25 protein-coding genes are annotated in these 26,738 nt (G+C 41.4%); 14 read left to right on the plus strand and 11 right to left on the minus strand.

All coding sequences use genetic code 11. From position 1 onward, the window contains the following. Window positions 1–45: 45 nt before the first annotated feature. Entirely contained in the window at window positions 46–399 is a 354-nt protein-coding gene (locus KVY11_RS05710; RefSeq protein ID WP_218288386.1) for a YnfA family protein, read from the plus strand. Window positions 400–426: 27 nt separating this feature from the next. Here KVY11_RS05710 and KVY11_RS05715 read toward each other — a convergent pair whose 3' ends face one another. From KVY11_RS05715 to KVY11_RS05725, 3 genes are all read right to left on the minus strand, one after another. Further along, window positions 427–900 carry a hypothetical protein gene (locus KVY11_RS05715; RefSeq protein ID WP_218288387.1) on the minus strand — a complete coding sequence of 158 codons (474 nt, stop codon included), beginning with the start codon at window positions 898–900 and terminating at the stop codon, window positions 427–429. Window positions 901–990: 90 nt separating this feature from the next. Further along, complete coding sequence (argF, locus tag KVY11_RS05720) at window positions 991–1,911, minus strand: ornithine carbamoyltransferase (RefSeq protein ID WP_010326946.1); 921 nt, start codon at window positions 1,909–1,911, stop codon at window positions 991–993. Window positions 1,912–2,031: 120 nt separating this feature from the next. Next, window positions 2,032–2,682, minus strand: a complete 651-nt coding sequence (locus KVY11_RS05725) for a TetR/AcrR family transcriptional regulator (protein WP_178927694.1) — start codon at window positions 2,680–2,682, stop codon at window positions 2,032–2,034. A gap of 246 nt (window positions 2,683–2,928) precedes the next feature. Between KVY11_RS05725 and prpB the strand changes: the two genes are divergently transcribed. The 4 genes from prpB to KVY11_RS05745 all read left to right on the plus strand — a co-directional run bounded on the left by prpB (window position 2,929) and on the right by KVY11_RS05745 (window position 6,798). Beyond that, a complete protein-coding gene (prpB, locus tag KVY11_RS05730; RefSeq protein WP_062033198.1) occupies window positions 2,929–3,813 on the plus strand; it encodes a methylisocitrate lyase in 885 nt (294 codons plus the stop codon). Between the two features lie 2 nt (window positions 3,814–3,815). Continuing rightward, the gene (prpC, locus tag KVY11_RS05735; RefSeq protein WP_218288388.1) at window positions 3,816–4,952 is read left to right on the plus strand and encodes a 2-methylcitrate synthase; all 1,137 of its coding nucleotides are present in this window, start codon (window positions 3,816–3,818) and stop codon (window positions 4,950–4,952) included. A gap of 188 nt (window positions 4,953–5,140) precedes the next feature. Continuing rightward, on the plus strand, window positions 5,141–5,602 hold the full coding sequence (locus KVY11_RS05740) for a DUF2147 domain-containing protein (RefSeq protein ID WP_218288389.1): 462 nt from the start codon (window positions 5,141–5,143) through the stop codon (window positions 5,600–5,602). 269 nt (window positions 5,603–5,871) lie between these two features. Next, the gene (locus tag KVY11_RS05745) at window positions 5,872–6,798 is read left to right on the plus strand and encodes an alpha/beta hydrolase-fold protein (protein WP_218288507.1); all 927 of its coding nucleotides are present in this window, start codon (window positions 5,872–5,874) and stop codon (window positions 6,796–6,798) included. 64 nt (window positions 6,799–6,862) lie between these two features. On the opposite strand, the gene KVY11_RS05750 is transcribed toward KVY11_RS05745, so the two are convergent. Then, a complete protein-coding gene (locus tag KVY11_RS05750) occupies window positions 6,863–8,500 on the minus strand; it encodes a long-chain-fatty-acid--CoA ligase (protein WP_218288390.1) in 1,638 nt (545 codons plus the stop codon). A 603-nt stretch (window positions 8,501–9,103) separates the two neighbouring features. Here KVY11_RS05750 and KVY11_RS05755 point away from each other — a divergent pair. Next, window positions 9,104–9,340 (plus strand): hypothetical protein, encoded by a 237-nt coding sequence (locus tag KVY11_RS05755; RefSeq protein WP_205668114.1) that lies wholly within the window; start codon window positions 9,104–9,106, stop codon window positions 9,338–9,340. Between the two features lie 67 nt (window positions 9,341–9,407). Here the strand turns inward: KVY11_RS05755 and bioB are convergent, their stop codons facing one another. Beyond that, entirely contained in the window at window positions 9,408–10,397 is a 990-nt protein-coding gene (gene bioB, locus KVY11_RS05760; RefSeq protein WP_004981788.1) for a biotin synthase BioB, read from the minus strand. Between the two features lie 301 nt (window positions 10,398–10,698). After that, window positions 10,699–11,793 carry a tRNA epoxyqueuosine(34) reductase QueG gene (gene queG, locus KVY11_RS05765; protein WP_004696725.1) on the minus strand — a complete coding sequence of 365 codons (1,095 nt, stop codon included), beginning with the start codon at window positions 11,791–11,793 and terminating at the stop codon, window positions 10,699–10,701. 22 nt (window positions 11,794–11,815) lie between these two features. Between queG and KVY11_RS05770 the strand changes: the two genes are divergently transcribed. Both KVY11_RS05770 and KVY11_RS05775 read left to right on the plus strand, forming a co-directional pair. After that, window positions 11,816–13,285: an NAD(P)H-hydrate dehydratase gene (locus KVY11_RS05770; RefSeq protein ID WP_218288391.1), complete on the plus strand. Its 1,470-nt coding sequence runs from the start codon at window positions 11,816–11,818 to the stop codon at window positions 13,283–13,285. Then, window positions 13,282–13,560 carry an acylphosphatase gene (locus KVY11_RS05775; RefSeq protein ID WP_218288392.1) on the plus strand — a complete coding sequence of 93 codons (279 nt, stop codon included), beginning with the start codon at window positions 13,282–13,284 and terminating at the stop codon, window positions 13,558–13,560. The genes KVY11_RS05770 and KVY11_RS05775 overlap by 4 nt, the downstream gene beginning before the upstream one ends. Window positions 13,561–13,628: 68 nt before the next feature. On the opposite strand, the gene slyD is transcribed toward KVY11_RS05775, so the two are convergent. The 3 genes from slyD to KVY11_RS05790 all read right to left on the minus strand — a co-directional run bounded on the left by slyD (window position 13,629) and on the right by KVY11_RS05790 (window position 16,987). After that, complete coding sequence (slyD, locus tag KVY11_RS05780) at window positions 13,629–14,111, minus strand: peptidylprolyl isomerase (protein ID WP_004696728.1); 483 nt, start codon at window positions 14,109–14,111, stop codon at window positions 13,629–13,631. Window positions 14,112–14,250: 139 nt separating this feature from the next. Continuing rightward, entirely contained in the window at window positions 14,251–15,552 is a 1,302-nt protein-coding gene (locus KVY11_RS05785) for an NAD(P)/FAD-dependent oxidoreductase (protein WP_218288393.1), read from the minus strand. Between the two features lie 124 nt (window positions 15,553–15,676). Further along, a complete protein-coding gene (locus tag KVY11_RS05790; RefSeq protein WP_218288394.1) occupies window positions 15,677–16,987 on the minus strand; it encodes a D-alanyl-D-alanine carboxypeptidase PBP6B in 1,311 nt (436 codons plus the stop codon). A gap of 179 nt (window positions 16,988–17,166) precedes the next feature. Between KVY11_RS05790 and KVY11_RS05795 the strand changes: the two genes are divergently transcribed. Next, window positions 17,167–18,870: a M61 family metallopeptidase gene (locus KVY11_RS05795; protein WP_218288395.1), complete on the plus strand. Its 1,704-nt coding sequence runs from the start codon at window positions 17,167–17,169 to the stop codon at window positions 18,868–18,870. An 80-nt stretch (window positions 18,871–18,950) separates the two neighbouring features. Here KVY11_RS05795 and uraH read toward each other — a convergent pair whose 3' ends face one another. Then, entirely contained in the window at window positions 18,951–19,349 is a 399-nt protein-coding gene (uraH, locus tag KVY11_RS05800) for a hydroxyisourate hydrolase (RefSeq protein WP_218288396.1), read from the minus strand. A 513-nt stretch (window positions 19,350–19,862) separates the two neighbouring features. Between uraH and KVY11_RS05805 the strand changes: the two genes are divergently transcribed. Together KVY11_RS05805 and KVY11_RS05810 are read left to right on the plus strand one after the other, a co-directional pair. After that, on the plus strand, window positions 19,863–22,094 hold the full coding sequence (locus tag KVY11_RS05805; RefSeq protein WP_218288397.1) for an NADP-dependent isocitrate dehydrogenase: 2,232 nt from the start codon (window positions 19,863–19,865) through the stop codon (window positions 22,092–22,094). Window positions 22,095–22,268: 174 nt separating this feature from the next. Continuing rightward, window positions 22,269–22,991 (plus strand): hypothetical protein, encoded by a 723-nt coding sequence (locus KVY11_RS05810; protein WP_218288398.1) that lies wholly within the window; start codon window positions 22,269–22,271, stop codon window positions 22,989–22,991. Between the two features lie 34 nt (window positions 22,992–23,025). Here the strand turns inward: KVY11_RS05810 and KVY11_RS05815 are convergent, their stop codons facing one another. Beyond that, entirely contained in the window at window positions 23,026–23,814 is a 789-nt protein-coding gene (locus KVY11_RS05815; RefSeq protein WP_005401097.1) for a pseudouridine synthase, read from the minus strand. Window positions 23,815–24,011: 197 nt separating this feature from the next. Between KVY11_RS05815 and icd the strand changes: the two genes are divergently transcribed. The 3 genes from icd to KVY11_RS05830 all read left to right on the plus strand — a co-directional run bounded on the left by icd (window position 24,012) and on the right by KVY11_RS05830 (window position 26,623). Continuing rightward, window positions 24,012–25,265: an NADP-dependent isocitrate dehydrogenase gene (icd, locus tag KVY11_RS05820; protein ID WP_218288399.1), complete on the plus strand. Its 1,254-nt coding sequence runs from the start codon at window positions 24,012–24,014 to the stop codon at window positions 25,263–25,265. Window positions 25,266–25,548: 283 nt separating this feature from the next. Continuing rightward, a complete protein-coding gene (locus KVY11_RS05825; protein WP_004696738.1) occupies window positions 25,549–25,722 on the plus strand; it encodes a hypothetical protein in 174 nt (57 codons plus the stop codon). 349 nt (window positions 25,723–26,071) lie between these two features. Continuing rightward, window positions 26,072–26,623, plus strand: a complete 552-nt coding sequence (locus tag KVY11_RS05830) for a M23 family metallopeptidase (RefSeq protein WP_218288400.1) — start codon at window positions 26,072–26,074, stop codon at window positions 26,621–26,623. Window positions 26,624–26,738: the final 115 nt, after the last annotated feature.

Genomic DNA, 26,738 nt, shown 5'->3' on the forward strand with positions numbered 1-26,738 from the left:
ATTGAAGAAAGTATTTAACAGTTAGAAGTAATAAAAGTAGGTTGCATGGATATTCAATTGACGAAAGTTTTAAGTACATTTGTACTGTTTTTGCTAACCGCTGTGATGGAAATATTAGGCTGTTATTTCCCTTATTTGATTTTAAATCAGGGAAGAAGTCATTGGTTGTGGATTCCTACAGCTTTAGCGCTAGGTGCTTTTGTGTGGTTGTTGACTTTACATCCGGCTGCGTCAGGACGTATTTATGCCGCTTATGGCGGAATTTATATTTTTACCGCATTGCTATGGTTGCGTTATGTTGATCAAGTATATTTGACCCGTTGGGACATAATGGGTGGGGCAGTGGTATTAATTGGTGCGGCCATGATTATCTTACAACCGCAAGGATTGGTTCGCTAAAGTAGAGAACCAATCGCTAGAAAGGTACTATTTGATACCACAATCTTTTTGCTTTAATTCTAAATCGTAGCTATTTTTCTCAGAGCTGAGCTGTAATTTTACAATGTAGGGATTATGGCGTTGATATTGATGCTCGAAGAAAATATTGCAGTTTTGCACAACATTCTTTTTAATCACTTTTTGAACTTCTTTCGTACCCAAATCCTGTTCAAACTGCGCAAAATCAGGGGTAATGATCAAGCCTTTAAGCTCGGTATGGTCTGCATATAGATTAAATTGTTCAATGATGGTGTTGTTATCAATTTCAATTGGGAGAGTTCGTGAGTCTTCTGCGGTTAATACAGTTAAAATCTCGTTCAGAGTTTCAGGCTGTTTAATTTTAAAATTTTGATCAATAATTTTTTTGGACTGTAAGTAGTCATCAAACTCTGAGGCTTGAACCTGAAAAAAAGTAGAGCTTAGGATTGTAGCAAGGCACAGGCCAGTTTTTTTGAAATGCATGGAAAGTGTCGCTTATAAAAATTATGTTCTGATTATAGCTTTGCCCGTATAAAAAAAGCACCCTTAGGTGCTTTTCGTTGGGAAAATTAATTAATCTTTCTTGGTATTTTCATTGATTAAAAACTCAACCAATGCTTTTTGTGCATGTAAGCGGTTTTCAGCTTCATCCCAAACCACGGCATTTTTATGGTCGAGCATCTTTTCAGAAATTTCTTCGCCGCGATGCGCTGGTAAACAATGCATAAATAAACAATCAGGATGAGCAAGATCCATAAGACGTTCATTTACTTGATAGTCTGCAAACGCAGCTTCACGAATTTTTTGCTCTTCTTCTTGGCCCATGCTTGCCCATACATCGGTCACGATAAGATCTGCGTTTACGGCAGCATCTTCAGCTGAGTTAACCAGTTCTGCACAATGCGCAAATTCACTTAAAAATTCTGCTTTGGGTTCATAACCTTTAGGTGCAGCAATTTTTAACTTAAAGCCCCACATATGCGCAGCTTCAATATATGAATTACACATATTGTTGCCATCACCAATCCACGCGACCGTTTTGCCTGCAATAGGCCCACGGTGTTCAACAAAAGTTTGAACATCTGCAAGTAGTTGGCAAGGGTGGTGATCATCGGTTAAAGCATTAATCACAGGAACTTTTGAATAAGAAGCAAAACGTTCAACAATGTCATGTCCAAAAGTACGGATCATCACAATATCCAACATGCTTGAAATCACGCGTGCTGAATCTTCAATCGGCTCACCACGACCCAATTGGGTGTCTCGTGGAGAGAGGAAAATTGCACTGCCACCAAACTGGCTCATGCCTGCTTCGAACGATACACGGGTACGGGTGCTCGATTTTTCAAAAATCATCCCCATGACTTTACCAACAAACGGTTGGAAGACTTCGCTGTTGTGCTGTTTACGCTTTAGTTCGATACCGCGTTGCACAACTTGGTTCAGTTCTAAAGTAGATAAATCGCGTAAGGTAAGAAAGTGACGTAGAGCCATTGTTACTCCACAATAATTGCTGAAAACCGAAATAGGTATAGAACAACAATTAGTTGTTGGTTGGTGGAAAGAAAAAGAGAGTCGATTAATATACTATATGCAAAGGAAATTGCAAAAAAACTAGACTTTTTGATGACCTGCTAAGAAACGATCTACGCAATAATGAACATATTCTAGATTTTCTTTTTCATTTTCTTCAACATAGATGTTCATCAGCACGCGCCATTCTAATTCGCGCACAATGCCAAAAAAAAGCTGCGCAGAATAATTCGGGTGTTCACATCGAATAATGCCTATTTCATCTGCTTTGCTTAAAATGCAAGCCACGGCATCTTCAATATGTTTAGGTCCTTGTTTGTGAATATGAAAGGCCAACTGCGGATTACGCTGTACTTGTTCCATAATGAGTCTTAAAAAAGAAGCATTTTCTGGAAGTACAAGATGCGTTTGAATATTTAAAATGGTTTGTATTAAATAAACGCGCAAATTGTCCTTCGTAAAATCAAAAGGCATACAAATGTCTTTAAAAAATAGCTCACGTCGGTAGTCGCAAATGGCTGTAAAAAGACCGTCTTTATTTCCAAAATATTTGTAAATCGATGCTTTTGAACCACCCGCATGATTGACAATATCATCAAGTGAAACTGCATCGTAGCCATGTTGCAAAAACAACTCGTTTGCACTTAATAAAAATGCAAGACAGCGTTCATGACCTCGTTTTGTGTGAGGTATGTCACGTGTAAGGGGTTCTAGTTGAACTGAGTCGTGCATATAACTAACAACAGCCTAATAAATGTGGATCTCTAGTTGCTATCATAGCAAGAATATGTACACATTGTTGTTTTGGGGCTTAACTGTTTACCACTAAACCTCAGTGCGTGGAAGAAAATTACACAATAAAAGCGTGAACCATGGGACTAAAGTTTTAGAGTTTTCATTCTAAAATGTCATAGCCAATTCAGTCATTATGGCTATACTCAAAACTCGAAAATTAAAGTAAATGCCGTGGAAAGGACGATGACAGAACAAAAATCTGCAGGCTTAAGATTTAGACAAGCACTAGAAGTGGAAAAACCATTACAAATTATCGGTACAGTCAATGCTTATGCAGCAATGATGGCGAAACAGGTGGGCTACAAGGCCATCTACCTTTCGGGTGCTGGTGTAGCCAACTACTCTTATGGATTGCCTGACTTAGGCATGACCAGTCTGGATAATGTTTTGGAAGATGTACGCCGCATTACCGAACGTGTAGACACCCCGTTACTGGTCGATATCGACACCGGTTGGGGTGGGGCATTTAACATTGCCCGTACTGTGAAACAAATGATTGCCGCAGGTGCAGCCGCAGTGCACATCGAAGACCAAGTAGCACAAAAACGTTGCGGCCACCGCCCAAACAAAGAAATCGTCACCCAACAAGAAATGGTTGACCGCGTAAAAGCTGCAGTCGATGCTAAAACCGATGCAAACTTTGTGGTGATGGCACGTACCGATGCTCTACAAAAAGAAGGCCTACAAGCGGTAATTGACCGTGCCTGTGCCTGCGTAGAAGCCGGTGCTGATGCGATCTTTGCCGAAGCAATGACTGACATTACCATGTACAAAACCGTCTGTGATGCAGTCGGTGTTCCAGTGCTGGCCAACATCACCGAGTTTGGCGATACCCCATACTACACCAAAGAACAACTGGCAGAACAAGGCATCTCAATGGTGCTGTACCCACTGTCACCGACCCGCGCCATGCAAAAGGCAGCACTTGAAGTCATGCATGCCATCCGTAACGACGGAACCCAAGTTAATGTGCTTGACAAAATGCAACAGCGCAAAGAACTCTACGAATTTCTGGATTATCACACCTTTGAAAACACATTAGACAAGCTGTTTAAACAGGAGAATTAAAAATGGCTGAAGGAAAAGTCCTCACAGGCGCAGGATTGCGCGGACAAGTCGCAGGAAAGACAGCACTATCAACCGTAGGCAAAAGCGGAGCAGGTCTCACCTATCGCGGTTATGATGTTCAAGACTTAGCAGAAAATTGCCAGTTTGAAGAAGTCGCTCACCTGATCTTCTTTGGTGAACTACCCACAGCAGCACAGCTCACCGCTTACAAGGCTAAACTCAAATCATTGCGCCAACTGCCACAAGCACTCAAAGAAGTCCTTGAGCGTATACCAGCAGACTCACACCCAATGGATGTGATGCGCACGGGTGTATCGATGCTGGGCAACCTAGAAACAGAACAATCTTTTGCAGAACAACAAGATGTTGCAGACCGCATTCTCGCAACCCTTCCAGCGATCATTTGCTACTGGTACCGCTTTAGCCATGATGGCGTACGCATTGAAGAAAATACCGATGACGATTCAATAGGTGCTCAATTCCTACACCTGCTGCGTGGTGAAAAGCCAAATGAACTACATGAACAAGTGATGAATGTCTCACTGATCCTCTATGCAGAGCATGAATTCAACGCATCAACATTCACAGCACGTGTATGCGCATCAACCTTATCCGATATGCATTCATGCATCACCGGTGCAATTGGCTCACTACGTGGTCCATTACATGGTGGAGCAAACGAAGCAGCAATGGAAATGATTGAAAACTGGACGTCCCCTGAAGAAGCTGAGCGAGAAATGCTGGGCAAATTGGAACGTAAAGAAAAGATCATGGGCTTTGGTCATGCGATTTATAAAGACAATGACCCACGTAATGGCATCATTAAAATTTGGTCAGAGCGCTTAGCGAAAGATGTCGGTGACACGGTCCTGTACCCAGTTTCAGTCCGTTGTGAAGAAGTGATGTGGCGTGAGAAGAAATTATTCTGTAATGCAGACTTCTTCCATGCATCGGCATACCACTTCATGGATATTGCGACCAAACTCTTCACACCCATCTTCGTGATGAGCCGTGTGACAGGTTGGGCAGCGCATGTGATGGAACAACGTGCAGACAACCGTATTATTCGCCCAAGTGCGGACTATACTGGGCCTGAGCTACGTAAAGTGGTGCCGATTGAGGAGCGTTCAGCGGCTTAATATGAAGCTCTGATACATTATAAAAAAAGCCTTTTCGGAGGCTTTTTTTATATGCAATTTTTTTGTTGATTTTTCTCACGGGTTAATTCAGATAAATATTTAATTTTAATGAAATAATAGATAATTAAAAGAATAGAATTGCTATAATCGCGACCGTTTATTTCTTCATTTATATTGTAATTTACTTTATGAAACATAAGTTTTTGTGTGTATCAGCACTGTTTTTGGGGTTGTCTCATTCTGCTTTCGCCATGCCATTTGACCCGCTTATTGGAACATGGAAAGTGATTGATGATCGGACCGGGTATTATATTTCAGATATTGTGATTCGTAAGAATTCTAAAACATCACAATATAGCGCAGTAGTGACCAAGTACTATCCTTTGGCTGGAGCGCCTGTGAGTGATGTGTGCAGTAAGTGTCAGGGTGGACTCAAGGATAAACCGATTTTTGGTATGCAAGTGCTGAATGGCTTAATGGGTGATGCAACAGGTCAAAAATTCGCAAAAGGCCAATGGCTGAATCCTCAAGATGGCCGTGTGTATAACATCAATACTGCGCAGTTAAATGCTGGTAAAGATCAGATGAAGGTACAAGCCACAGCAAAAAATGCGAAAGGTTTGAGCAACATGACATGGAAAAAGCTTTAAGTCTTTTGATTGTGTCGATAAAGCCATTGCACTTTCATAGTGCGGTGGCTTTTTTATGGATAAAAAAGTTGGAAGGGTATTTCCTAGACTTGTTGAATCCGTATAAAAAGGAAAAATCATCTTTCGGAGTGTGTGGTCAAAGAAAATGTAGTCTATTTAATCGATGAGATGTACGTCATGACAAAGAGATGATTAAGATTTACTTAATTGATAATGATAACTATTATTGTATGTTAAGCTTCGGTATCTCATGGCTGTATATACGAAAAATGACTCATCTTTATAGAAAGATTTTTACTACTGTGTTTTCGCGAATTTTTGGCTCGTTATTGATTTTGGGTGCCAGCTTAAGTATTTATGCGAAACCTGAAATGAAACCTTTACTTGCCAATATTGCAGAAATAGGCTCGGCGTATTACAGCTTTAAAGTCAAAGAATTTGCAACTACAGATCCAAATAAAATCTATAGCGTTTGGTTAGGTATTCCAAAGACAGTACAGAAGACGCAGGACGCCTATGCATCGGTCTTTATGCTGGATGGGAACGCTGCGATGTCCCATCTGAATGAAGAAATACTTAAGTCTTTGTATGAAAATGATGCCCCTGTATTGGTTGCCATTGGTTATAAAACCAATTTGCCATTTGCCACAGCTTTTCGTTCACTTGACTATACTCCAGCAGATTTATTGACTGGAAAACCCGCTCAAGACCCAAGAAATCCAGAGCGGATGAGCGGGGGGAGTGCTGATTTTAGAAATGTGATTTTGAAGGATATCGCCCCTTGGGTTGAGCAGAATGTAAAGCTGGATGTGCAAAAAAGAGCGTTATGGGGGCATTCCTATGGAGGGCTTTTTGTGCTTGATAGCTTGCTGGATGGGCGTTATTTCAGCCATTTCTTTGCTGCAAGTCCATCACTTTCTTGGGCTGATGAGCGCATGATGCAAAAAATTAGCACAGTAAAATTAGTCAAAGAGCCACAAAAACATGTATGGCTGATGGAAGGTGATCTTTTAATACATAGTGGAGCACAGCAAAGCGCTAATTTTGATGCAAATGGCATCAATAAAAATAGAGAAATTTTATCTATATTCGATCAGCAGGGCGTAGAGGCTAAATTTTTAATCTATCCAAATCTAAAGCATGGTGAGGTCTTTAAAGTGTCTTTATTGGATGTGCTTTCAAATAAATTATATTGATGATATTTAAATTATCCGAACATAAAAGCCTGACCATAAGATCAGGCTTTTATGTTCAACAACGTTAAACAGGATTTTGTTCTAATAGTACTTGGCCATATTGGGCGCGGAGTTCACGTTTTAGCATTTTACCCGTACCGCTCAGTGGAATACTGTCGACAAAAATCACACGGTCAGGGATCTGCCATTTCGCAATTTTGTCCGTATAGTAGTCTAAGACACCTTGTTCAGTGACCGTGCTATCGGGTTTCTTTACAGCGATGACAATAGGACGCTCATCCCATTTTGGATGTTCGGCCGCAATAACGGCTGCCATAAGAATGTCTGAATGCCCCATCGCAAGGTTTTCAAGTTCAACCGATGAAATCCATTCGCCGCCAGACTTAATTAAATCTTTAGAGCGGTCACTGATGCATAAGAAGCCGTCTTCATCTAAGGTTGCAATATCACCTGTGTCAAACCAGCCATCGGTCGTGAGGGCGGATTCATCTTTACCAAAGTAACTGTCAATAATCCAGTGCCCTTTAATTTGTAGATTTCCAATCTGTTCACCATCGCGGGCAATTTCATGGTTGCCTTTTTCTTCATCGGTAAGACGTAAATCCACGCCAAAAGGCGGACGGCCTTGAGAAAGACGTAACTTGAAACGCTCTTGTTCAGAGAGCTGTTGATGTTTGGCTTTAAGTTGGCTGGCAGAACCGAGTGGACTGGTTTCGGTCATGCCCCATGCATGAATGGTGTCACAGTTATAGTCATTTTTAAAGGCCGCTAACATGGATGGTGGACATGCAGAACCCCCGACAACGTTACGGTTCATACTTGCCAGTTGGCTGTCTGTTTGTTTGGCTGCTGCCAGTAAACCTTGCCAAATGGTGGGTACACCCAAAGCCACAGTGACTTTATACGTATCAATCATATTCACTAAACTTGGCCCATCTAAGCCTGGCCCAGGCAATACAACGGTACAACCGACCATAGCCGCTGCATAAGGCGTACCCCAAGCATTGACATGGAACATGGGCACTACAGGCAACATAATGTCATTTGCAGACAGATTGAGAGAATCGGGTAGGCTGATGGCAAAACTATGCAAAATGGTGGAGCGGTGGCTATATAGCACACCTTTTGGATTTCCAGTTGTGCCTGAGGTATAGCACAAAGAGCTTGCGGTTTGCTCATCAAAGCTTGGCCATGTGAACTGTTCAGACTGTTTGCTGACCAAGTCATCATAAAATTTTACATCGGCAATTTTTTCTGCAATAGCATCATCTGCGGCATCTAAACAAATAAAGTGCTCTACATGGGGTAAATGTGCTTTTACCGCAGCAATGAGTGGCGCAAAGGTTTTATCAAATAACACCACACGGTCTTGGGCATCATTGATAATAAAAATCAGTTGTTCTGGAAATAAACGTGGGTTGATAGTGTGGCAAATATAACCACTGCCAGAGATCGCATACCAAGATTCTAGGTGACGATGATTGTTCCATGCGATGGTCGCCACGCGGTCACTTTGCGAAAGTCCTAAATCTTTGAGTACATTGGCAAATCGCTTAGAGTTGGCTGCGACTTTGGCCCAGTTGGTTTCAGTGATACTGCCGTCTGTATTTTTAGAAATAATGGCTGTATCCGCATGGTAGCGTTCTGCGTGATCAATAAGATTGCTAATTAATAGCGGTTGAAACATCATACGTCCAAGCATGTATAAATATCCTTATCGTTGCTTTTTTATCAAATTCTTTATTGGTTGCTCGAAACATCTGTTTTGAGCATTGATTGTATTTTTATCCTAGCTTGATCCAAATTTAAATCAAGCATTCTTTCAATCTCAGCCGCATTTTTAAAAGCGATGTAATGTAGAACCACAAGTAAATGAAAAGCATCATTTAAAAAAGTAAATGACCATTTATCACTTTATGCTGTTATTCGACAAAAGGCACTTGAAATTTATAAAAAGTATGTTTAAAACTGTGTATAGCTCATGAGATATGAGTTGTGGGTATTTCAGGAAGATATACCTATTTTAAGAAGCGAATTTTTAAAAAATCATTTACAGGAGTTAAAAATGCTTCAGTTGTTTAAAAAATTATTTTGCATCCACGTTTATGAATATGAACAAATGACTGAAATAGGGGAGCATATGGAATGCCGAAAGTGCGGTGATTCTAAAACCGACTAATCATCTTAAGGAGAAGTGAGCGTAGGCTCACTTTTTAATGCCTGTATTTTTTTATGGCTTAGTTCGACTGAATTGACGCAGAACGGCTTACAATAGCCGAATAACAGTGTTTAGCGTATACAGATAATGACTAAAAATTTTCAAGCACAGACTTATATTGTCGATGATAATCTGAGTGATACCTTAAGCTGGCTGTGTCAGCATCAAGAGTGTTTTGATTCTTTTCACTATGACGCGATTCGCCAAACCTTAACGGTACGCCATGCCAATGGTGAAGATGAGATATTCCAAGGCGATTATCTGAATGCCAGTTATGGCATTTTAATTACTGCGCATAATTTTGCTCAGTCGCCTGAAGGTTAAATAGATAGACATTAAAAAAGCCCCATACTGAATAAGGGGCTTTTTTGTGCTTAGCAAATCTTGGGAATTAGCTTGCCATGGCATCTAGGCTAAGGTCTGCCACCGTTGGTTTTGGCTTTTCTGCCACTAAACCTAATTTGGTGAACAGTTGACGGTCTTTACCTTCACCTGCATTTGGTGTGGTCAGTAGTTTCTCACCCGAGAACAATGAGTTTGCACCCGCCATAAATGCAAGTGCTTGGTCTGAGTCAGAAAGTGCTTCACGACCCGCAGATAGGCGGATATAGCTGTGCGGCATGATAATGCGCGCAACAGCAATGGTACGAATCCATTCCGTCACATCGAGTTTTTCAACATCTGCCAGTGGCGTGCCTTCAATTGGAACCAACATGTTGATTGGCACAGATTCTGGGTGAATTGGCATTGTTGCAAGCTCTTGCAATAAACCAATACGGTCTTCTTTCTTTTCACCTAGACCAACAATACCACCGCTACACACTTTCATGCCTGCTTGACGGACATATTCTAAGGTATTTAAACGGTCATCAAAGGTACGTGTACTAATAATATGTGAATAATACTCGCGTGACGTGTCGAGGTTATGGTTGTAATAATCTAAACCTGCATCTTTTAAACGTCCAGCTTGAGACTCATTCAGCATCCCTAAAGTCATGCAAGTCTCTAAACCAAGTGCTTTTACCTCTTTAACCATTTCTAATACATAAGGCATGTCACGTTCATGTGGATTACGCCAAGCTGCGCCCATACAAAAACGAGATGAGCCTGAGGCTAAAGCTTCTTTGGCTTCTGAAATCACTTTGTCTACAGCAATTCGCTTTTCGGCTTCAAGTTTTGAGTCATAACGTGCTGACTGAGAACAGTACTTACAGTCTTCAGGACATTTTCCTGTTTTAATCGACAATAAAGTACTGACTTGAATGGTGTTGGCTTGGAAATGTTGGCGATGTACGGTCTGCGCTTGAAAGACGAGATCAAGAAAAGGCTGATCATACAAAGCTTCGATTTCTTCACGCGTCCAATCATTGCGTAGGTTCATAATGGCGATCCATTTTTAATTCTAACTTGTATACATCATACATTTAACGTGCCAACTTAAAAGGCATTATTGCTCAGTTTTAATAGTATCTCCCGATTATGTTTTTAATTTTATCTTTTTATGAGATTGTAAAAATAGTTGCAAAGTTGAGCGTTTTTTCAGAAATTTGGCCGCAAAATTCTATTTATTTGGATTTTGAGTTACACTGAAAATGCAGCTAAATAGATAAAATAAATAAAATTATGCAAGCAAATGGCTGTTTGATTGAACTTTTATTGATTGAGTCTGTTTGAAGCAAGTTTTAGTGCCGTTTCATCAGTTGCTCTTGGATGGCCCAGTCAATATGGACTTGCACAATATCGTTAAGCTCTAGGCGAGAAGCTTGTAATTGCTGCAATATTTCATCTGAGAAAGGTGCATTACCTAGACCAATCGCGACGTTACGCATAAAGCTTTGGTAGCCTGTACGACGTAGGGGACTCCCTTCTGTATTTGCCATAAAGGTGTTTTCATCCCATTGCCAAAGGTCAATTAGTTGAATGTCATCCAAACCATGACGTGGGTTAAAATCATCAATTGGTGTGGTTTTGGCAAAGCTATTCCACGGGCAAATGAGCTGGCAGTCATCGCAACCAAACACACGGTTACCAATACCGCGGCGTAGTTCTTCAGGAATAATGCCTTGAAACTCAATAGTTAAATAGGCAATGCATTTACGCGCATCTAATAAATAAGGCTCAACAATGGCTTGGGTCGGGCAAATATCAATACAAGCGCTACATGAACCACAGTGTTTGGTGGTGGCTTGGTCAAAAGGTAGCTCTAAAGAGGTAAAGAGCTCACCCAAAACAAAAAATGAGCCTGATGTTTTATGAATGAGTAAGGTGTGTTTACCGACCCATCCCATCCCTGCATTTTCAGCCAATGATTTTTCAAAAATGGGTGCTGAGTCTGCAAATGGGCGAGATTCAAAATCACCAACTTTGGCTTTGATTTTCTGAGAAAGGGTCTTTAAACGCCCACGCATGACTTTGTGATAGTCACGTCCGCGTGCATAACGCGCAATGATGGCGCTATTTGGTGCAAAAGGCACAAGACGTGGTTCAGGAACGGCAACTAAATAATCCATACGCACACAAATAATGCTTTTGGTGCCCGGAACAAGCAGTGTTGGATCTGCGCGTTTTTCTAAGTTTTCAGCAAGAAAATGCATGTCACCATGATAACCAAGCTCTAAATATTTTTTAAAACGCGGCAATTCAACTTGAGCATCTGGTTTGGCGATGACACAATCAGAAAATCCTAAAGCCAGTGCTTCAGCTTTAATCCAAGCCTTAAGCTGCTCTGGATCATATTGATCTACAGGGATTTTTGAGGAAGATGTGGATGTTGTCATAACCAAGAACAAAGGAAAAATCATGCATCAGCAAGTGTACCACAGCAGCGAGATTCAAGCATGGGAAGGGCGTTGGTTCGCACAGCAAAATAGTGCTTATGGGTTGATGCAACAAGTCGCATGGTCAACAACTGAACAGATGCTGCCTAGGCTTAAACAGCAGAAAGTCAAAAGCGTTGCGGTGTGTTGTGGTCAAGGCAACAATGCAGGTGATGGTTACTTGATTGCATCGTATCTAGCAGTGCAAGGTTATGACGTTGAAATTTATGCAGCTGCTTTGGGAGAGTCTACTTCACTGCAACAAGCACATGCAGCAGCTGTGCAACAGGGGATAATGATTCATACCGGTTTTACTTTTCAACATTCATATGATGCCTATATTGATGCTTTGTTTGGCATTGGGTTAAACCGTGAACTCAGTTCAGACTGGCAAGCGGTCATTCGACAGATCAATAGACAAACAGGCTTAAAAATTGCCGTTGATATTCCAAGTGGTTTACAGGCCAACACGGGCCAAGCTTTACCTTGTGCAGTTATCGCCGATTATACTTTTACGGCTCTCGGCCTAAAGGTAGGTTTATTTACTGGACAGGGTAAAGCATTTTCAGGAGAGGTCACGCTTATTTCGCTACTTCCTGTAGACAGTGCTTTAAAACCTTTGGCTTCACTTGCTCCACAGCATGTGCAGCTTGTACCGCGTCAAGCCTTTGGACATAAAGGAAGTTATGGGCATGTACTGGTGATTGGGGGGCATGCACAGATGGGTGGTGCGGTGATGTTAGCCGCAGAAGCAGCCTTTCATACGGGTGCAGGCAAGGTGACCGTGGTATGTGATGCAAAACACCATACTGCAATTTTAGCCCGTGCACCGAATATTATGCTGCGTGATATTAACCAAATGTCGCTCCAAGAGCGTGCAGCGTTGGTGGCACATGTGGATGCAGTCAGTTTTGGTATGGGCTTGGGAAGAGACTCGTGGGCTCAGCAGCAGTTTGATGCATGGTTTCCACTCATTCAAACCAGTGCTTTGCAGTTGGTATTAGATGCAGATGCTTTATGGTTTTTGGCTGAGAAGCCAGTAAAGCTTGGTAAACAGGTGTACGCAACACCGCATCCTGGGGAGGCTGCGACTTTACTCGGTATCAGTACCTCAGCGGTGGAGTCTGACCGTATTGCAGCTATTTATGCTTTACAAGAAAAATATGCAGGACAATGGGTGCTGAAAGGTTCGGGAAGCTTGATTTTAGATACGCAACTTTGGATTTGTACCGCAGGTAATCCAGGGATGGGGACAGGTGGAATGGGTGATGTATTGGCAGGCATGATTGCCAGTTTGAAAGCACAGTTGCAAGATGACATTGCGTTACATCAAATTGTGACTTTACATGCCCAAGCAGGCGATCTTTTGGCTCAGCAAGGTGAACGTGGTTTACAAGCACAGCAAATGAGTCAGGCTATTTATACGGTCGTGAACCGAGAGCATACAGTATGAAAGCAGTAAAACTGACCATATCGGGAAAAGTTCAGGGTGTTGGATATCGACGCTGGTTTGCACAATATGCTGTTGCTTTAGGTTTAAAGGGTTATGTACAGAATCTGGATTCAGGTGCAGTTGAAGCACTGCTTTTGGGTGATGATGGTATGGTTGCCGAACTGGTGAATCGCGCTAAAGTCGGGCCAACTCATGCGGTAGTCACGGATGTGTTCATCATAGAACTGGCTTCAGAACAGCAAAGATTTACAGATTTTCAAATACGTCGCGAATGATCAAGTATGCAAAAAATAAAAAAAGGGCGAAAGTTTAACTTTCGCCCTTTTTTCTAAGATGTTAAATCTTAGTGGTGGTGACCACCAGCACCGTGCGCATGGCCGTGCTGTAATTCTTCTTCAGTTGCATCGCGGATTTCTACGATTTCAACTTCGAAAGTTAAGTCTTGACCAGCAAGTGGGAAGTTCGCATCAACAATTACGTTTTCGCCTTCAACTGCTTTTACAGTTACGATTTGAACGCCATCATCAGTTTGAGCTTGGAACTGCATACCCGCTTGGATGTTGTCTACGCCTTGGAACATTTGCGCTGGAACTTCTTGAACGAGTTCAGGGTTGTATTCGCCATAACCTTCAGCAGCAGGAACAGTAACAGTGAATTTTTCACCTACAGTTTTGCCTAGCAATGCATTTTCTAAACCTGGGATGATGTTACCTGCGCCGTGCAAATATGCAAGTGGTTCACCTTGTGATTGGTCTAGCGTTTCGCCTTCAGCGTTAGTCAATTTGTAGTTGAAAGAAACCACGTGATCATTTGCGATAGCAGTCATGTTTTTCGTCCATTCATTTAGAATTTAAGGGGTATATCATAAAGTGAAAAGCAGCTTTTGTAGACTAAATTTAGCAAAAAAACTGCATTTTCCACGTTCTTATGGCGTTTTTTTATTAGTGGGGACGCATTTTTAGATTTCAATGCAATTTTATTTTCGGACCGACTTTTTTATTCATCAGGTCTTTTGCAGTCATCAGCCCAGCTTGGGTATAGCCATGTAAGGTGGCCTGATGGAGTCGATATAAAGAAACATACATGGTTTTTGCCAGCACGCCTTGCACATTGACTTGGCCCAGTAGCTCGCCGACAGCTTTATATTGACTGAGGGAAACCAAAGAGCCTTTGTCAGAAAATTTAAACATCGGCAAAGACTGATCACGAATGCGCGCTTTGAGCGCACGAACCAAAAAGGCCGCTTGTTGGCTGGCCACTTGAGCGCGTGGGCCAAGGACTGGTTCATCGGCCGCGGGCTGGCAGTGGGCGCAATCGCCAAAGGCAAAAATGTTGGGGTCGGAACGGGTTTGCAAAGTCGCATAGACTTTAAGGCGGCCAATCGCATCTTTTTCAAAACCTTCAAGCGCATTTAAAACGAAAGGCGCTTTGATGCCCGCTGCCCAAACTTTAAGATCGGCATCGATTTGTGAGCCATTGGCAAAATAGACATGGTCTTTATCTAACTTGGCAACACGGTGATGGGTGAGGACTTCAACGCCAAGCTTTTCCAATTGAGTATGTGTGTGTGTTGCCATTTTGGTGGATAGGGCGGGAAGAATACGATCCGCTGCCTCAATCAAGGTCACTTTGACTTTATTTGGGTCAATTTTATTGAGACCGTATTTAAAAAAAGTACTTTTCGCATGGACCAATTCGGCTGCAAGCTCGACTCCTGTGGCACCTGCACCAATAATCGCAATATTTAGTGCGCGTGTTTCAGGGCGGTTTTGTGCATCTAAATACAAATGTAGAAGGTCTTGCTGGAAAATTTCAGCTTGCTGGCGACTGTCGAGGAAATGGCAGTAATGTTTAGCGCCTTCGGTCGCAAAGTCGTTAGAGGTCGAACCGACGGCTAGGACTAAGGTGTCATAGTTGAGTTCAAACTGTGTGGTTTCAGTGCTTTGTTTGGCATATTGGCGTGCTTCAAGTTTTACTTGTTTATGTTCTTGGTCTAAGCCGACAAAACGACCTAAAACAAACTCATAGTGATGTTTAGACGCATGTGCAAAATAATTAATTTCTTCAACACTTGGATTAAGTGTACCTGCCGCAATTTCGTGGAGTAAGGGTTTCCAGATGTGAGTGAGGTTTTGATCGACGAGGGTGATTTTCACCCACTTGGATTTTGCGAAGCTGTCACCGAGTTGCGTTGCTAACTCTAGACCACCAGCACCACCGCCAATAATAACAATATGGTGTGGCACTTGTTCTGTTTGTACAGCCATATGAAGCAACCTATTTATTATTAAAAAAAGAAGATGACATTGAATATGCCATCTTCTTGATTTATTGATAATTAGATTGTCTTACAAGTTACATAAAGTATAAAACTCGGGATACTGCTCGAACTTAACCGAGTGTATAGGTTTTTGCTTTAGGTTCATCGCTTGATAAAAATGGAAACAAGCTTTTGAACCAAAACATTAGTCGTTGGAAAATATTGGCTTCTTCAATTTGTACATCTTCTTCAATGGTAAACGTTTGAATGAGCTGATTGTTTTGATAGACCTGCACTTTCGCCAGTTGCATCACTTCAGCCAGCGGAGCGGTCAGCTTGTTTTGCAACACTTCAATATTGAAATGCGTTTTTGTGGACTCTAATGGATCAATGCGTTGAATAGTACCATTGCCTGTATTGAGCATAATGCGTTGGTTGGTCTGGTCAAAGGCATGTAAGTCAATGGCATAGGGTTGCTCGTACAATGATGTGGTCACAATTTTCGGTTGCTTACTTTCCACTTTGAACATTTTCAATGTCGATTTGACTACAGGCAGTTCAGCGATAATTTGCTTATCTTTCAGTGCAACTTCATTGCGAGTATAGGTATAAGACAAATTCATGAGATTGTGTGCAACTTCAGCGCGTTTTGCTGCACTTTCTGTACCCAATACAATCACCACCAAACGACGGTTTGGATTATCTGGGTTCATAGTCGGGCGGTTTGCTGTCAGCGCTAAATTGTATCCCGCTGCTTTGGTATAACCTGTTTTTAAGCCGTCTACTGTCGGGTCTTGTTTTAACAGAATATTGGTTGCACGGTGAAAGCGTTGGTTATAGCTAAAACTTTGCTGTTTTGAATAGTATAAATAGTCTGGCGTTTCATTCACCAAAGCTTGGCCTAAGAGCGCTAAATCATGTGCGGTCGAATAGTGCTCTGGCATGGTGATACCCGCAGGGTTTTGAAAATGAGTTTCAGTCATTCCCAGTGCTTTGGCTTCTTGGTTCATTCGTGCAACAAAGTTTGGAATATCACCTGAGATGCGTTCCGCTAAAGTCACCGCTGCGTCGTTGGCAGACATGACCACTAAACCCGCTAAAAGCTGATCCACAGAAATCTGTTCGCCTTGTTTTAAGTACATTTGGGACTCATCCCACATCACAGTACTGACCACAGGTGTTGCGGTAAGAATTTCGCTCTTATTGAGCTTCCCTGCATTGATTTCTTTGAGTGCAATATACGCCACCATCATTTTGGTGAGCGAAGCGGGTGCACGTTGAACATGACTATTATGCTCTGCAATGACTTGCCCCGATTGGCTGTCAAAAACTGTCCAAGCTTGAGCTTCAACTGTTTCAGGAACAATATTGAGCAATGCCGCTTGAGTGAAACTTGAACATAAGGCGAAGAGTGTAGCGATGAAGTAGATGACAGCTTTCAATGAAATTCCCTAACCAAGCCATTCCGTGACTTTTAAACCTAAAACAGCTGCAAATGCTATGCCTTTTTTTCCTCAATGACCAGTCAAAAATGCAGACAAATGTGACTGTGACGCAAAACTGGCGTAAATAATGCTAAGCTAAGTTATAACTCATTTCATTTTATTTTGTATCGCCCATTATGTTGCATTATCAGATCGAATTTGACGATTATCGTCAGCACCTTATACACGTGACTTTACGTTTTGTAGCAGACCCAACACAGGTACTTTCATTACCGACTTGGATCCCGGGTAGTTACCTCATTCGCGAGTTTTCAAAGCATATAGAGTCGGTTCGTGCTTATGATGAAGAAGGGCGTTTGTTAGAAATTCAAAAATTTGAAAAGAATAAATGGCGTCTTTTTAATACCGACCATGAACTGATTACGGTAGAGTATGATGTCTATGCCTATGATCTGTCGGTGCGTGGTGCGTATGTAGATCAAACCCGTTTATATGTAAACCCTGCATGTGCTTGCTTAGGTTTGGAGGGTCAAGAGGACAAAGCAGTTGAAGTTGAACTGTTCCTTCCTGATGAGCTGAAACACTTCCAATTGGCTACTGGTATGGCTTCAAAAAGCCTCGTTAAAGGTCGTTTTACCTTAAAAGCCAAAAACTATGCAGAGCTGATTGATGCACCATTTGAGTTAGCAGAACAGACTCGTTTTGGTTTTGAAGCCAATGGCATTCCACACGAGTTTGTGGTGTCAGGTAAACATGCCATGAATGCTGCACGTATGCAGCAAGACATTGAAAAAATCTGTGCAACAGAAATCTCAATGTTTGGCTCAGCGCCATTTTCAAACTACACCTTTATGACGATGGCGACAGCAAATAGTTATGGTGGTTTGGAGCATCCAAATTCAACCAGCTTGATTAGCCCACGTGAAGACTTACCAAAAGCCAATGAGCCTGAAGAGCCGTCTGAAGACTATCAACGTTTTTTAGGTCTATGTAGTCATGAATACTTCCACTCATGGTTGGTCAAATTCATTCGTCCTGAAAACTTTGTTAATTATGATTTAAACAAAGAAAGTTATACCTCTTTGCTTTGGATTTTTGAAGGTTTCACGTCTTATTATGATGACTTGATTTTGCTGCGTAGTGGTGTGATTTCCCAAGCCTCATATATCAAACTACTCAAAACTCAGATTGATCGCTATTTGCAAAATCCGGGTCGTTTTGTTCAGTCTGTGTTTGAGTCTAGCTTCGATGCATGGGTGAAATTTTACCGTCAGGATGAAAACTCGAACAATGCAGGCACCAGCTATTACAACAAAGGCTGTTTGGTTGCCCTATGCTTAGACTTAGGTTTGCGCTTACGTGGTTCAAGTCTAGATGCACTTATGCGTAAACTTTATGAGAACGCGCAAAAGGGCATACAAGTACATGAGCGTACGATTGTTGAGTTGTGTAATGAGCTGACAGGTGATAACTGGATTGAGCAAATCAATCACTTAATTAACACCACAGATGAGTTGCCGCTGGATCAACTTTTCCCTGAATTTGGTCTAAGTTATAGCCTGAAAAATGACAAGTCATTACCCTTAGGTTTAAAGCTTGTAGAGAAGCCAGAAGGTGTATTGGTGCAAAGCGCACGTCGTAATGGCGCTGCTGCTCAAGCTGGCCTTTCTGCCCATGATGTGATCATTGCGATTGATGGTCTCAAAGCAACGGTGAAACTGGTAGAAAAGTATGCCAAGCAAGAAGGCTCGTATAGCATATTGGCATTCCGCCGTGATGAGTTGATGAGCTTTGACGTAAAAGCTGCTGGCTCAGAGCTGACGGAAGTTGAATTGAAAGTTGAAGACCAAGCGAAAGCAGAGAAGTGGTTCAAGGCTTAGTCCCCAAGCCACTTTTTTGATTCTGTACAGACAAAAACCGATGCCTAGACATCGGTTTTTTTATGCGCTTATTTATTGCATTAACTACCACGGTAAGTGGAATAGCCATATTGGCTAATTAACAGCGGGATATGGTAATGATCCAATGAGCCATCAATTACGAATACCACGGGCACTTCTGGAAAGAATGAGCGCTGATTGTTTTGGCGAAACCAATCACCCGTTTTAAAGGTAACTTTGTATACACCTTTTTGTAAGGCCGTATCTTTTGGATATAAATCATTGATTCGACCTTGGTCATCGGTCGTACTTGAGCTGATTTCTGTCCATTTATCATTTTGTTGGGCTTCGAGTGTCACTTTGACATTGGCAGAAGGGAGACCATTTTCTAAATTCAGCACATGGACGCTCAATGGATTTTGAGCAAAACACCAAGAAGAAAAACCAAGTCCAATGAGCGGAAGCAGCATTTTTAGCATTGAATTGACCCTTACCGTTGCAGAAAAAAGATTCAGTTTAACCAACCCTATAAAAAACATAGGTTTAAAAATGTAAAAATGGGGTAGTAGGCGTACAGGGTTTATGTATTAATATTTAAGCTTTGGCATGTTGGATTGCTTTGCCAATTGAAATTTAGCCGTGAGAAAAGTCATGCTTATGCATGTAGGACTACAAGACTGTAAAACGATTTGAAGACTGTATTATGTGAAAAGTATCTGATGTTGTGACTTAAATGAGGTAAATAACACATTTCGCTAAAAAATTTGTTTATTTGCTAAGCAAAAGCTAAAGCCTTGTGGAAAGACGTGATTTTGAAAAACGAAGGCTGTAGTGGTATTTTCTGGCGAAATGTCGTTATCACTGGATATTACGTTGACTGTAAAGCCCTGAGGGACGATACTTTCAGGGTTTTATTCAAGCACATCGGTTCGCAGGGGTTGAGCCAGAAGCTCATCCCCCTAAAAAACTCAATCTAACGCAAGGGGCTATATATGGCTGGTGGAAAGTCAACCATCATTTACACACTGACCGACGAGGCGCCATTGCTAGCGACTTATTCGCTACTGCCGATCATTGAGACCTTTACTAAACCTGCTGGTGTAGAGATCGTTAAAACTGATATCTCTGTTGCCGCACGTGTTCTCGCAGAATTCTCTGAATACCTAAAAGAAGAGCAAAAAGTCCCAGACAATCTTGCAGAACTAGGTCGTCTTACCCAAGATCCAGATACTAATATCATCAAACTCCCGAATATTAGTGCCTCTGTTGCTCAGTTAACAGCATGTATCAAAGAGCTTCAATCAAAAGGCTACGCGATTCCTGACTATCCTGAAAACCCAACCACTGAAGACGAAAAAGCGCTTAAAGCACGCTATGGCAAATGTCTTGGTTCAGCTGTAAACCCTGTATTGCGTGAAGGTAACTCTGACCGTCGTGCACCAGCTGCAGTGAAAAACTATGCGAAAAAACACCCGCACTCTATGAGCGAGTGGAAGCAATGGTCTCAAACTCACGTTTCTCACATGGATGAAGGCGACTTCTACCACGGTGAAAAGTCGATGACTTTAGACCGTGCACGTAATGTGAAAATGGAACTCATCACCAAGTCTGGTGAAACGATTGTTCTGAAGTCAAAAGTTGCACTTCAAGACGGCGAAATCATCGACTCAATGTTCATGAGCAAGAAAGCGCTTTGCGATTTCTATGAAAAAGAACTTGATGATTGTAAAGAAGCGGGTATTTTGTTCTCTTTACACGTTAAAGCAACCATGATGAAAGTTTCACATCCGATTGTTTTCGGTCACTGTGTGAAAATTTACTACAAAGATGCTTTTGAAAAACACGGTAAATTGTTCGATGAGCTAGGCATTAACGTAAACAACGGTATGGCTGGTCTTTACGAGAAGATCGCAACTTTACCGACATCGTTACGTGAAGAAATCATCGAAGACTTACACGCTTGCCAAGAACACCGTCCTGCACTTGCAATGGTTGATTCGGCGAAAGGCATCACAAACTTCCATTCACCAAACGACGTAATTGTAGATGCTTCAATGCCTGCAATGATTCGTGGTGGTGGTAAAATGTGGGGCGCTGACGGCAAACCTTATGACTGTAAAGCAGTAATGCCTGAGTCAACTTTTGCGCGTATCTACCAAGAAATGATCAATTTCTGTAAGTGGAATGGTAACTTTGACCCACGTACAATGGGTACTGTACCTAACGTTGGTTTGATGGCGCAAAAAGCTGAAGAATACGGTTCGCACGACAAAACTTTCGAAATGTCTGAAGCGGGTGTTGCAAACATCACTGACCTAGAAACTGGCGAAGTGTTAATGACTCAAAATGTTGAGGAAGGCGACATCTGGCGTATGTGTCAGGTGAAAGATGCACCGATTCAAGATTGGGTAAAACTCGCAGTAAACCGTGCTCGTAACTCGGGTATGCCAGCAATCTTCTGGTTAGACCCATACCGTCCGCACGAAAATGAAGTGATCAAGAAAGTACAAAAATACTTGAAAGACCACGACACTGCTGGTTTAGACATTCAGATCATGTCTCAAGTACGTGCAATGCGTTATACACTTGAACGTGTAGCGCGTGGCCTAGATACGATTTCTGTGACAGGTAACATCCTACGTGACTACCTGACTGACTTGTTCCCAATTATGGAATTGGGTACTTCAGCGAAAATGCTGTCTATCGTTCCGTTAATGGCGGGCGGTGGTATGTACGAAACTGGTGCGGGTGGTTCAGCGCCTAAACACGTACAACAGCTTGTTGAAGAAAACCACTTACGTTGGGATTCTTTAGGTGAGTTCTTGGCGCTTGCTGTTTCTTTAGAAGAGCTAGGCATTAAAGAAGATAACGCTCAGGCGAAACTTCTTGCGAAGACTTTAGACCAAGCGACTGGCAAATTACTTGATAATGATAAGTCTCCATCACGTCGTACAGGCGAGCTAGATAACCGTGGCAGTCACTTCTATTTAGCGAAGTTCTGGGCTGAAGCGCTTACTGCACAAGATGAAGATGCTGATTTGAAAGCGAAGTTTGCTCCACTTGCGAAAGCACTTGCTGAAAACGAAGACAAGATCATTGCTGAACTTGCGCAAGTTCAAGGTCAAGCTGCTGACATCGGTGGTTACTATGCTGTAGATACAGCTAAAGTAAATGCTGTAATGCGTCCAAGCGAGACTTTGAACGCTGCACTTGAAGCGATCTAAGTCAAAACTAAATTGGTAAATTTACCGATGAAGTGAAAAAAGCCGATGCATATGCATCGGCTTTTTTTAATAGTATTTTATGCTTTATATTAAAAAAATCAGATATTTGTTATAACTATAATTTAATAATGCTTAAGTGATTTAATTGAGAGATGAATAAAAAGAGTTTAGTTTTTGGGGGTAATAGTTACTTTGATTTGGTTTCTAGGAATTTATGGTTTTACTCAAAGTAATGCCTATAGCTTGCCAATTGAATTAAATGCTTTGGGCGATTTTCTTGCTGGTATTTTTGCACCTGTTGCTTTCTTCTGGTTAATTCTAGGGTATGTTCAGCAAGGTAAGCAGTTAGATCAAAATACGAAAGCTCTAGAACAACAAGAAAAGGCGTTGCAACTTCAGATTGAAGAGATGAAAGAGAGTGTTCAACAGCAAACAGAACTTGTTAATATCCAAAAGAAGCAATATGAAGAGCAACAGAACCTACTGGAACCACGCTTTATTATTTCTGATGCTGAGGTATTTAATGTATTAGGCAGAGAAGTTGAAAGGAATTCTGAAAATAATCATTTATTAAATTCTAATGAAAATGTATTGGTTAGAATTACTTTTAATTTAATAAATTTTGGCGAAGAAATTTTTGATTTGAAAATAAAAGAAAATGGTAAGAAATTAATAGTAGTAAAAGTTGATCATATAGCAAGAGGAAATATTCAAAGTATTGATTTTGATTTAGCGGATGAGCAGATTGTTTTATTAAACAATCAACAAGAATTATTAGTTGAGCTTGATATGGGATTTATTTGTAAGAATGGCAAAAATTTAGACAAAGAACTTAAATTGTTAATCTATAAACGTAATGAATTACAGTTTGGTGCAGAATTTTTTCTGAAAAAATAAAGCCCACTTTCGTGGGCTTTAAAATACTTAATTTTTAACGACCATTACGTCCGCGACCGCGTGGCGCTTTTGTATTTGGACGAGTAGTACCATTGGTTTTACGCTTTGGTTTCTCACTATCATCCATTTGCCAAATACGCTTTGTACCTGACTTTTTCACGGAACCATCTTTGTTCTTACGAACCATAGGCTTACCACCTGTACCACCCGGTTTTTTCACATAAGAGCGCGAACGGTAAGGTTCTTCCGCAGGAATGTTTTGAAAGTCAGGGTATAAAAGTGGCTCGATTTCTTTGGTTTCGCCCGGCTGTAAACCCATTTGAACCAAATCAATTGCACCAATTTTAGTGCGGATTAAACGTAAAGTTGGAAAACCTACAGCAGCAGTCATGCGACGTACTTGACGGTTACGGCCTTCACAAATTGAAATTTCGACCCAAGAAGTCGGCACAGACGCACGGAAACGTACAGGAGGATCACGCTCCCATAACCACTCAGGTTGTTCAACTTTAGATGCTTCAGCAGGTAAAGTCATACCATCTTTCAGTTCCACACCTTTACGCAACTGCTCAAGGGCTTCCTCAGTGACATCACCATCGACCTGAACCAAATATGTTTTAAATTTTTTATTGGCAGGGTTGGTGATGTATTGGTTCAAACCGCCATGGTCGGTTAAAAATACCAAGCCTTCAGAGTCCATATCCAAACGACCAGCCAAGCGCAAAGTAGAGTCGCTGACAAAGTCAGACATCGTCATATGTGCTTCATCTTTACGGAACTGGGAGAGGACGTCATAGGGCTTATTCAGGATGACGATTTTCATAGTCAATAACTTCTGTAATTACATAAAATAAGAAATATCAAGATTTATTTAATAGAGAAATGTAGTTATTTCTCGTATAAATCTCAAAAACAGCGGAATTCGATTAAGCTATTATGCGATAAGAAGAGTGGAAAGTATTGTCTATCGGCAATTATTTTTTAAATTTGCCAATTATAATAAAAGGGAGCGCCTGCAAAATGGGTTATCAGAAGATCATCGTTCCTGCGGATGGTAGTAAAATTACCGTAAACGCAGATTTATCATTAAATGTTCCAAATCAACCGATTATTCCTTTTATTGAAGGCGATGGTATTGGTGTCGACATTACACCAGCCATGAAAACTGTAGTGGATGCTGCAGTACAAAAAGCATATGGTGGTAAACGCTCGATTGAGTGGATGGAAGTCTACTGCGGTGAAAAAGCCAATAAAATTTATGGCTCTTATATGCCAGAAGAAACTTTTGATGCGCTACGCGAGTTTGTGGTTTCAATTAAAGGCCCCTTAACAACACCCGTCGGCGGGGGCATTCGTTCTTTGAACGTGGCGCTACGCCAAGAATTAGATTTGTATGTCTGTGTACGCCCTGTACGTTGGTTTGAAGGTGTACCATCACCTGTTCAGCACCCTGAACTGACCGACATGGTTATTTTCCGTGAGAACTCAGAAGATATTTATGCAGGAATCGAGTGGAAAGCCGACTCTCCTGAAGCGAAGAAAGTGATTAAGTTTCTCAAAGAAGAAATGGGAGTGACTAAAATCCGCTTTGAAGATAACTGTGGTATCGGGATTAAGCCTGTATCGAAAGAGGGAACGCAGCGCCTTGTGCGTAAAGCGATTCAATTTGCGATTGATAATGATAAGCCGAGTGTGACCTTGGTTCACAAAGGCAATATCATGAAATATACCGAAGGGGCGTTTAAAGAGTGGGGCTATGAGCTTGCGATGGACCGTTTCGGTGGTGAGCTCATTGATGGCGGGCCATGGGTAAAAATTAAAAACCAAAAAAATGGTAAAGACATTATTATTAAAGATGTGATTGCCGATGCATTCTTGCAGCAGATTTTAATGCGTCCTGCAGACTATTCAGTGATTGCGACTTTAAACCTGAATGGCGATTATATTTCTGATGCACTGGCTGCTGAAGTCGGAGGGATTGGTATCGCGCCTGGTGCAAATATTGGCGGGGCGATTTCTGTTTATGAAGCCACGCACGGAACAGCGCCAAAATATGCTGGTCAAGATAAAGTCAACCCAGGCTCCATTATTCTTTCTGCTGAAATGATGCTACGAGATATGGGCTGGGTAGAGGCGGCAGATTTGATCATTAAGGGGATTTCAGGGGCAATTGAGGCGAAAACAGTCACTTATGATTTTGAGCGATTAATGCCAAATGCAACCTTATTGCGTTGTTCAGAGTTTGGTGAGGCTATTATTGCGAATATGGAATAAACCTAAAGCTGAATCTGTAGAAACCCGCACATACTGCGGGTTTTCTTTTGTTGGCTTGAAAATAGCTGTGGAAATAGGTTTGCAATGTAAAACTAGGTTAAAGGATTCGTGCTTTCAGTGAGTATAGGTAAGGTCAAATAAAAAGGAGAGTTGATTCTTAACCCTAATTTATATATGTAATTACAATGAAGTACTTTGATACAGCTTATAGCTTGGGTTTTTCGCTGAGTGATGTATGGTGGTCTTTGTCGAATGTTACGGCAGATGATAAAGGAGTAGTCTCATGGCTAATCAACAAAATCAACAGCAGAACAATCAGCAGCAACGTCAACAACAACCAAATCAACCGCAAGAACAACCAGACCAGCAACAACAGCAACAACAACCCAAACCAAATCAAGGCCAGCAAAAACAGCCGAATCAAAACCAACCGAACCCAGATCAGCAACAACGCTAGGCGTATTGCATTTCATGAACGAATGTTAAAGGCATTTCAAGGAAGAATCGATCAAAGGGAGTTGAACCAAAGGAGGACCCTATGTCGAATAATGTTGTGAAAACATTAAAACAGAAGATCAAAGCACGTTTAAAAAAGATCTCTAAGCATCAGTCTAAGCTGAAAGCCTTAGAGAAAAAACTGAAGAAGCGTAAGTAGTTTTACGTGGTTTATTTGAAGCAAAGCCCTCATTTTATATGAGGGCTTTGCTGTTACATATATAAGATATCTTTCAATATATGAGGTATTTAGTATGAAAAGGTAACTGTATCTTATTTTAATATCTAAAAATTAGCTGAGTAGTTGAATCATGTCTCGTTTAGTTCTGAGTGGAGCTATTTTAAGTACAAGTCTGCTGATGAGTGGATGTCAGCCACCCGCTTCGGGTGAAGCAGCAGGTTTGAGTTATCCATATTTATATTGGCAGTTATATAAGACACCTTTAGAGAAAAACTTAAATGTGCCTGTACAAGGTGTAAGCCATAAGTACATACAGGACACTTGGGGGGCTGCACGTGGTCAGGGCCGAAAACATCAAGGTATTGATATCTTTGTCAAACGTGGTACGCCTGTCTTAAGCGCCACATCAGGCATTGTCTTGGATGTCGGCCTCAATAGTCTAGGTGGACAAGTAGTATGGGTAATGGGACCAAACTTAAGCCGTCACTACTATGCACATTTAGATGCTTATGCGCCTAATATTCAAACGGGTGATTGGGTTGAAGTAGGAGAGGTATTGGGTTATGTCGGGAACACTGGCAATGCCAAGAATACGCCACCACATTTGCACTATGGAATTTATAGGACTGGAAAAGGAGCTGTGAATCCTTATCCGTATTTAACTTTAAATGCATTGAAATAACCGAGCTTTGATTTACAGCTGTAAAAGTTTGAATGCGTGAATTGTATTGGTTATAGAAGGCACATCAATTGGGTTCTTTTCTTATACTTACACAGTACATTTGTATTATTTAGAG

The organism is Acinetobacter sp. CWB-G5 (assembly GCF_019209785.1).
Classification (GTDB): domain Bacteria; phylum Pseudomonadota; class Gammaproteobacteria; order Pseudomonadales; family Moraxellaceae; genus Acinetobacter; species Acinetobacter johnsonii.

Excerpts from the sequence above, each read along its gene's own strand:
- prpB (WP_062033198.1), top strand. The coding sequence starts at position 2,929 with ATGACAGAACAAAAATCTGCAGGCTTAAGATTTAGACAAGCACTAGAA.
- bioB (WP_004981788.1), bottom strand. The coding sequence starts at position 10,397 with ATGAACCTACGCAATGATTGGACGCGTGAAGAAATCGAAGCTTTGTAT.
- KVY11_RS05710 (WP_218288386.1), top strand. The coding sequence starts at position 46 with ATGGATATTCAATTGACGAAAGTTTTAAGTACATTTGTACTGTTTTTG.
- KVY11_RS05755 (WP_205668114.1), top strand. The coding sequence starts at position 9,104 with ATGACTAAAAATTTTCAAGCACAGACTTATATTGTCGATGATAATCTG.
- KVY11_RS05725 (WP_178927694.1), bottom strand. The coding sequence starts at position 2,682 with ATGCACGACTCAGTTCAACTAGAACCCCTTACACGTGACATACCTCAC.
- KVY11_RS05745 (WP_218288507.1), top strand. The coding sequence starts at position 5,872 with ATGACTCATCTTTATAGAAAGATTTTTACTACTGTGTTTTCGCGAATT.
- icd (WP_218288399.1), top strand. The coding sequence starts at position 24,012 with ATGGGTTATCAGAAGATCATCGTTCCTGCGGATGGTAGTAAAATTACC.
- slyD (WP_004696728.1), bottom strand. The coding sequence starts at position 14,111 with ATGACTGCTATCGCAAATGATCACGTGGTTTCTTTCAACTACAAATTG.
- KVY11_RS05815 (WP_005401097.1), bottom strand. The coding sequence starts at position 23,814 with ATGAAAATCGTCATCCTGAATAAGCCCTATGACGTCCTCTCCCAGTTC.
- KVY11_RS05785 (WP_218288393.1), bottom strand. The coding sequence starts at position 15,552 with ATGGCTGTACAAACAGAACAAGTGCCACACCATATTGTTATTATTGGC.
- KVY11_RS05825 (WP_004696738.1), top strand. The coding sequence starts at position 25,549 with ATGGCTAATCAACAAAATCAACAGCAGAACAATCAGCAGCAACGTCAA.
- KVY11_RS05775 (WP_218288392.1), top strand. The coding sequence starts at position 13,282 with ATGAAAGCAGTAAAACTGACCATATCGGGAAAAGTTCAGGGTGTTGGA.
- KVY11_RS05740 (WP_218288389.1), top strand. The coding sequence starts at position 5,141 with ATGAAACATAAGTTTTTGTGTGTATCAGCACTGTTTTTGGGGTTGTCT.
- KVY11_RS05715 (WP_218288387.1), bottom strand. The coding sequence starts at position 900 with ATGCATTTCAAAAAAACTGGCCTGTGCCTTGCTACAATCCTAAGCTCT.
- KVY11_RS05750 (WP_218288390.1), bottom strand. The coding sequence starts at position 8,500 with ATGCTTGGACGTATGATGTTTCAACCGCTATTAATTAGCAATCTTATT.
- prpC (WP_218288388.1), top strand. The coding sequence starts at position 3,816 with ATGGCTGAAGGAAAAGTCCTCACAGGCGCAGGATTGCGCGGACAAGTC.
- uraH (WP_218288396.1), bottom strand. The coding sequence starts at position 19,349 with ATGCTAAAAATGCTGCTTCCGCTCATTGGACTTGGTTTTTCTTCTTGG.
- KVY11_RS05805 (WP_218288397.1), top strand. The coding sequence starts at position 19,863 with ATGGCTGGTGGAAAGTCAACCATCATTTACACACTGACCGACGAGGCG.
- argF (WP_010326946.1), bottom strand. The coding sequence starts at position 1,911 with ATGGCTCTACGTCACTTTCTTACCTTACGCGATTTATCTACTTTAGAA.
- KVY11_RS05830 (WP_218288400.1), top strand. The coding sequence starts at position 26,072 with ATGTCTCGTTTAGTTCTGAGTGGAGCTATTTTAAGTACAAGTCTGCTG.
- KVY11_RS05795 (WP_218288395.1), top strand. The coding sequence starts at position 17,167 with ATGTTGCATTATCAGATCGAATTTGACGATTATCGTCAGCACCTTATA.
- queG (WP_004696725.1), bottom strand. The coding sequence starts at position 11,793 with ATGACAACATCCACATCTTCCTCAAAAATCCCTGTAGATCAATATGAT.
- KVY11_RS05770 (WP_218288391.1), top strand. The coding sequence starts at position 11,816 with ATGCATCAGCAAGTGTACCACAGCAGCGAGATTCAAGCATGGGAAGGG.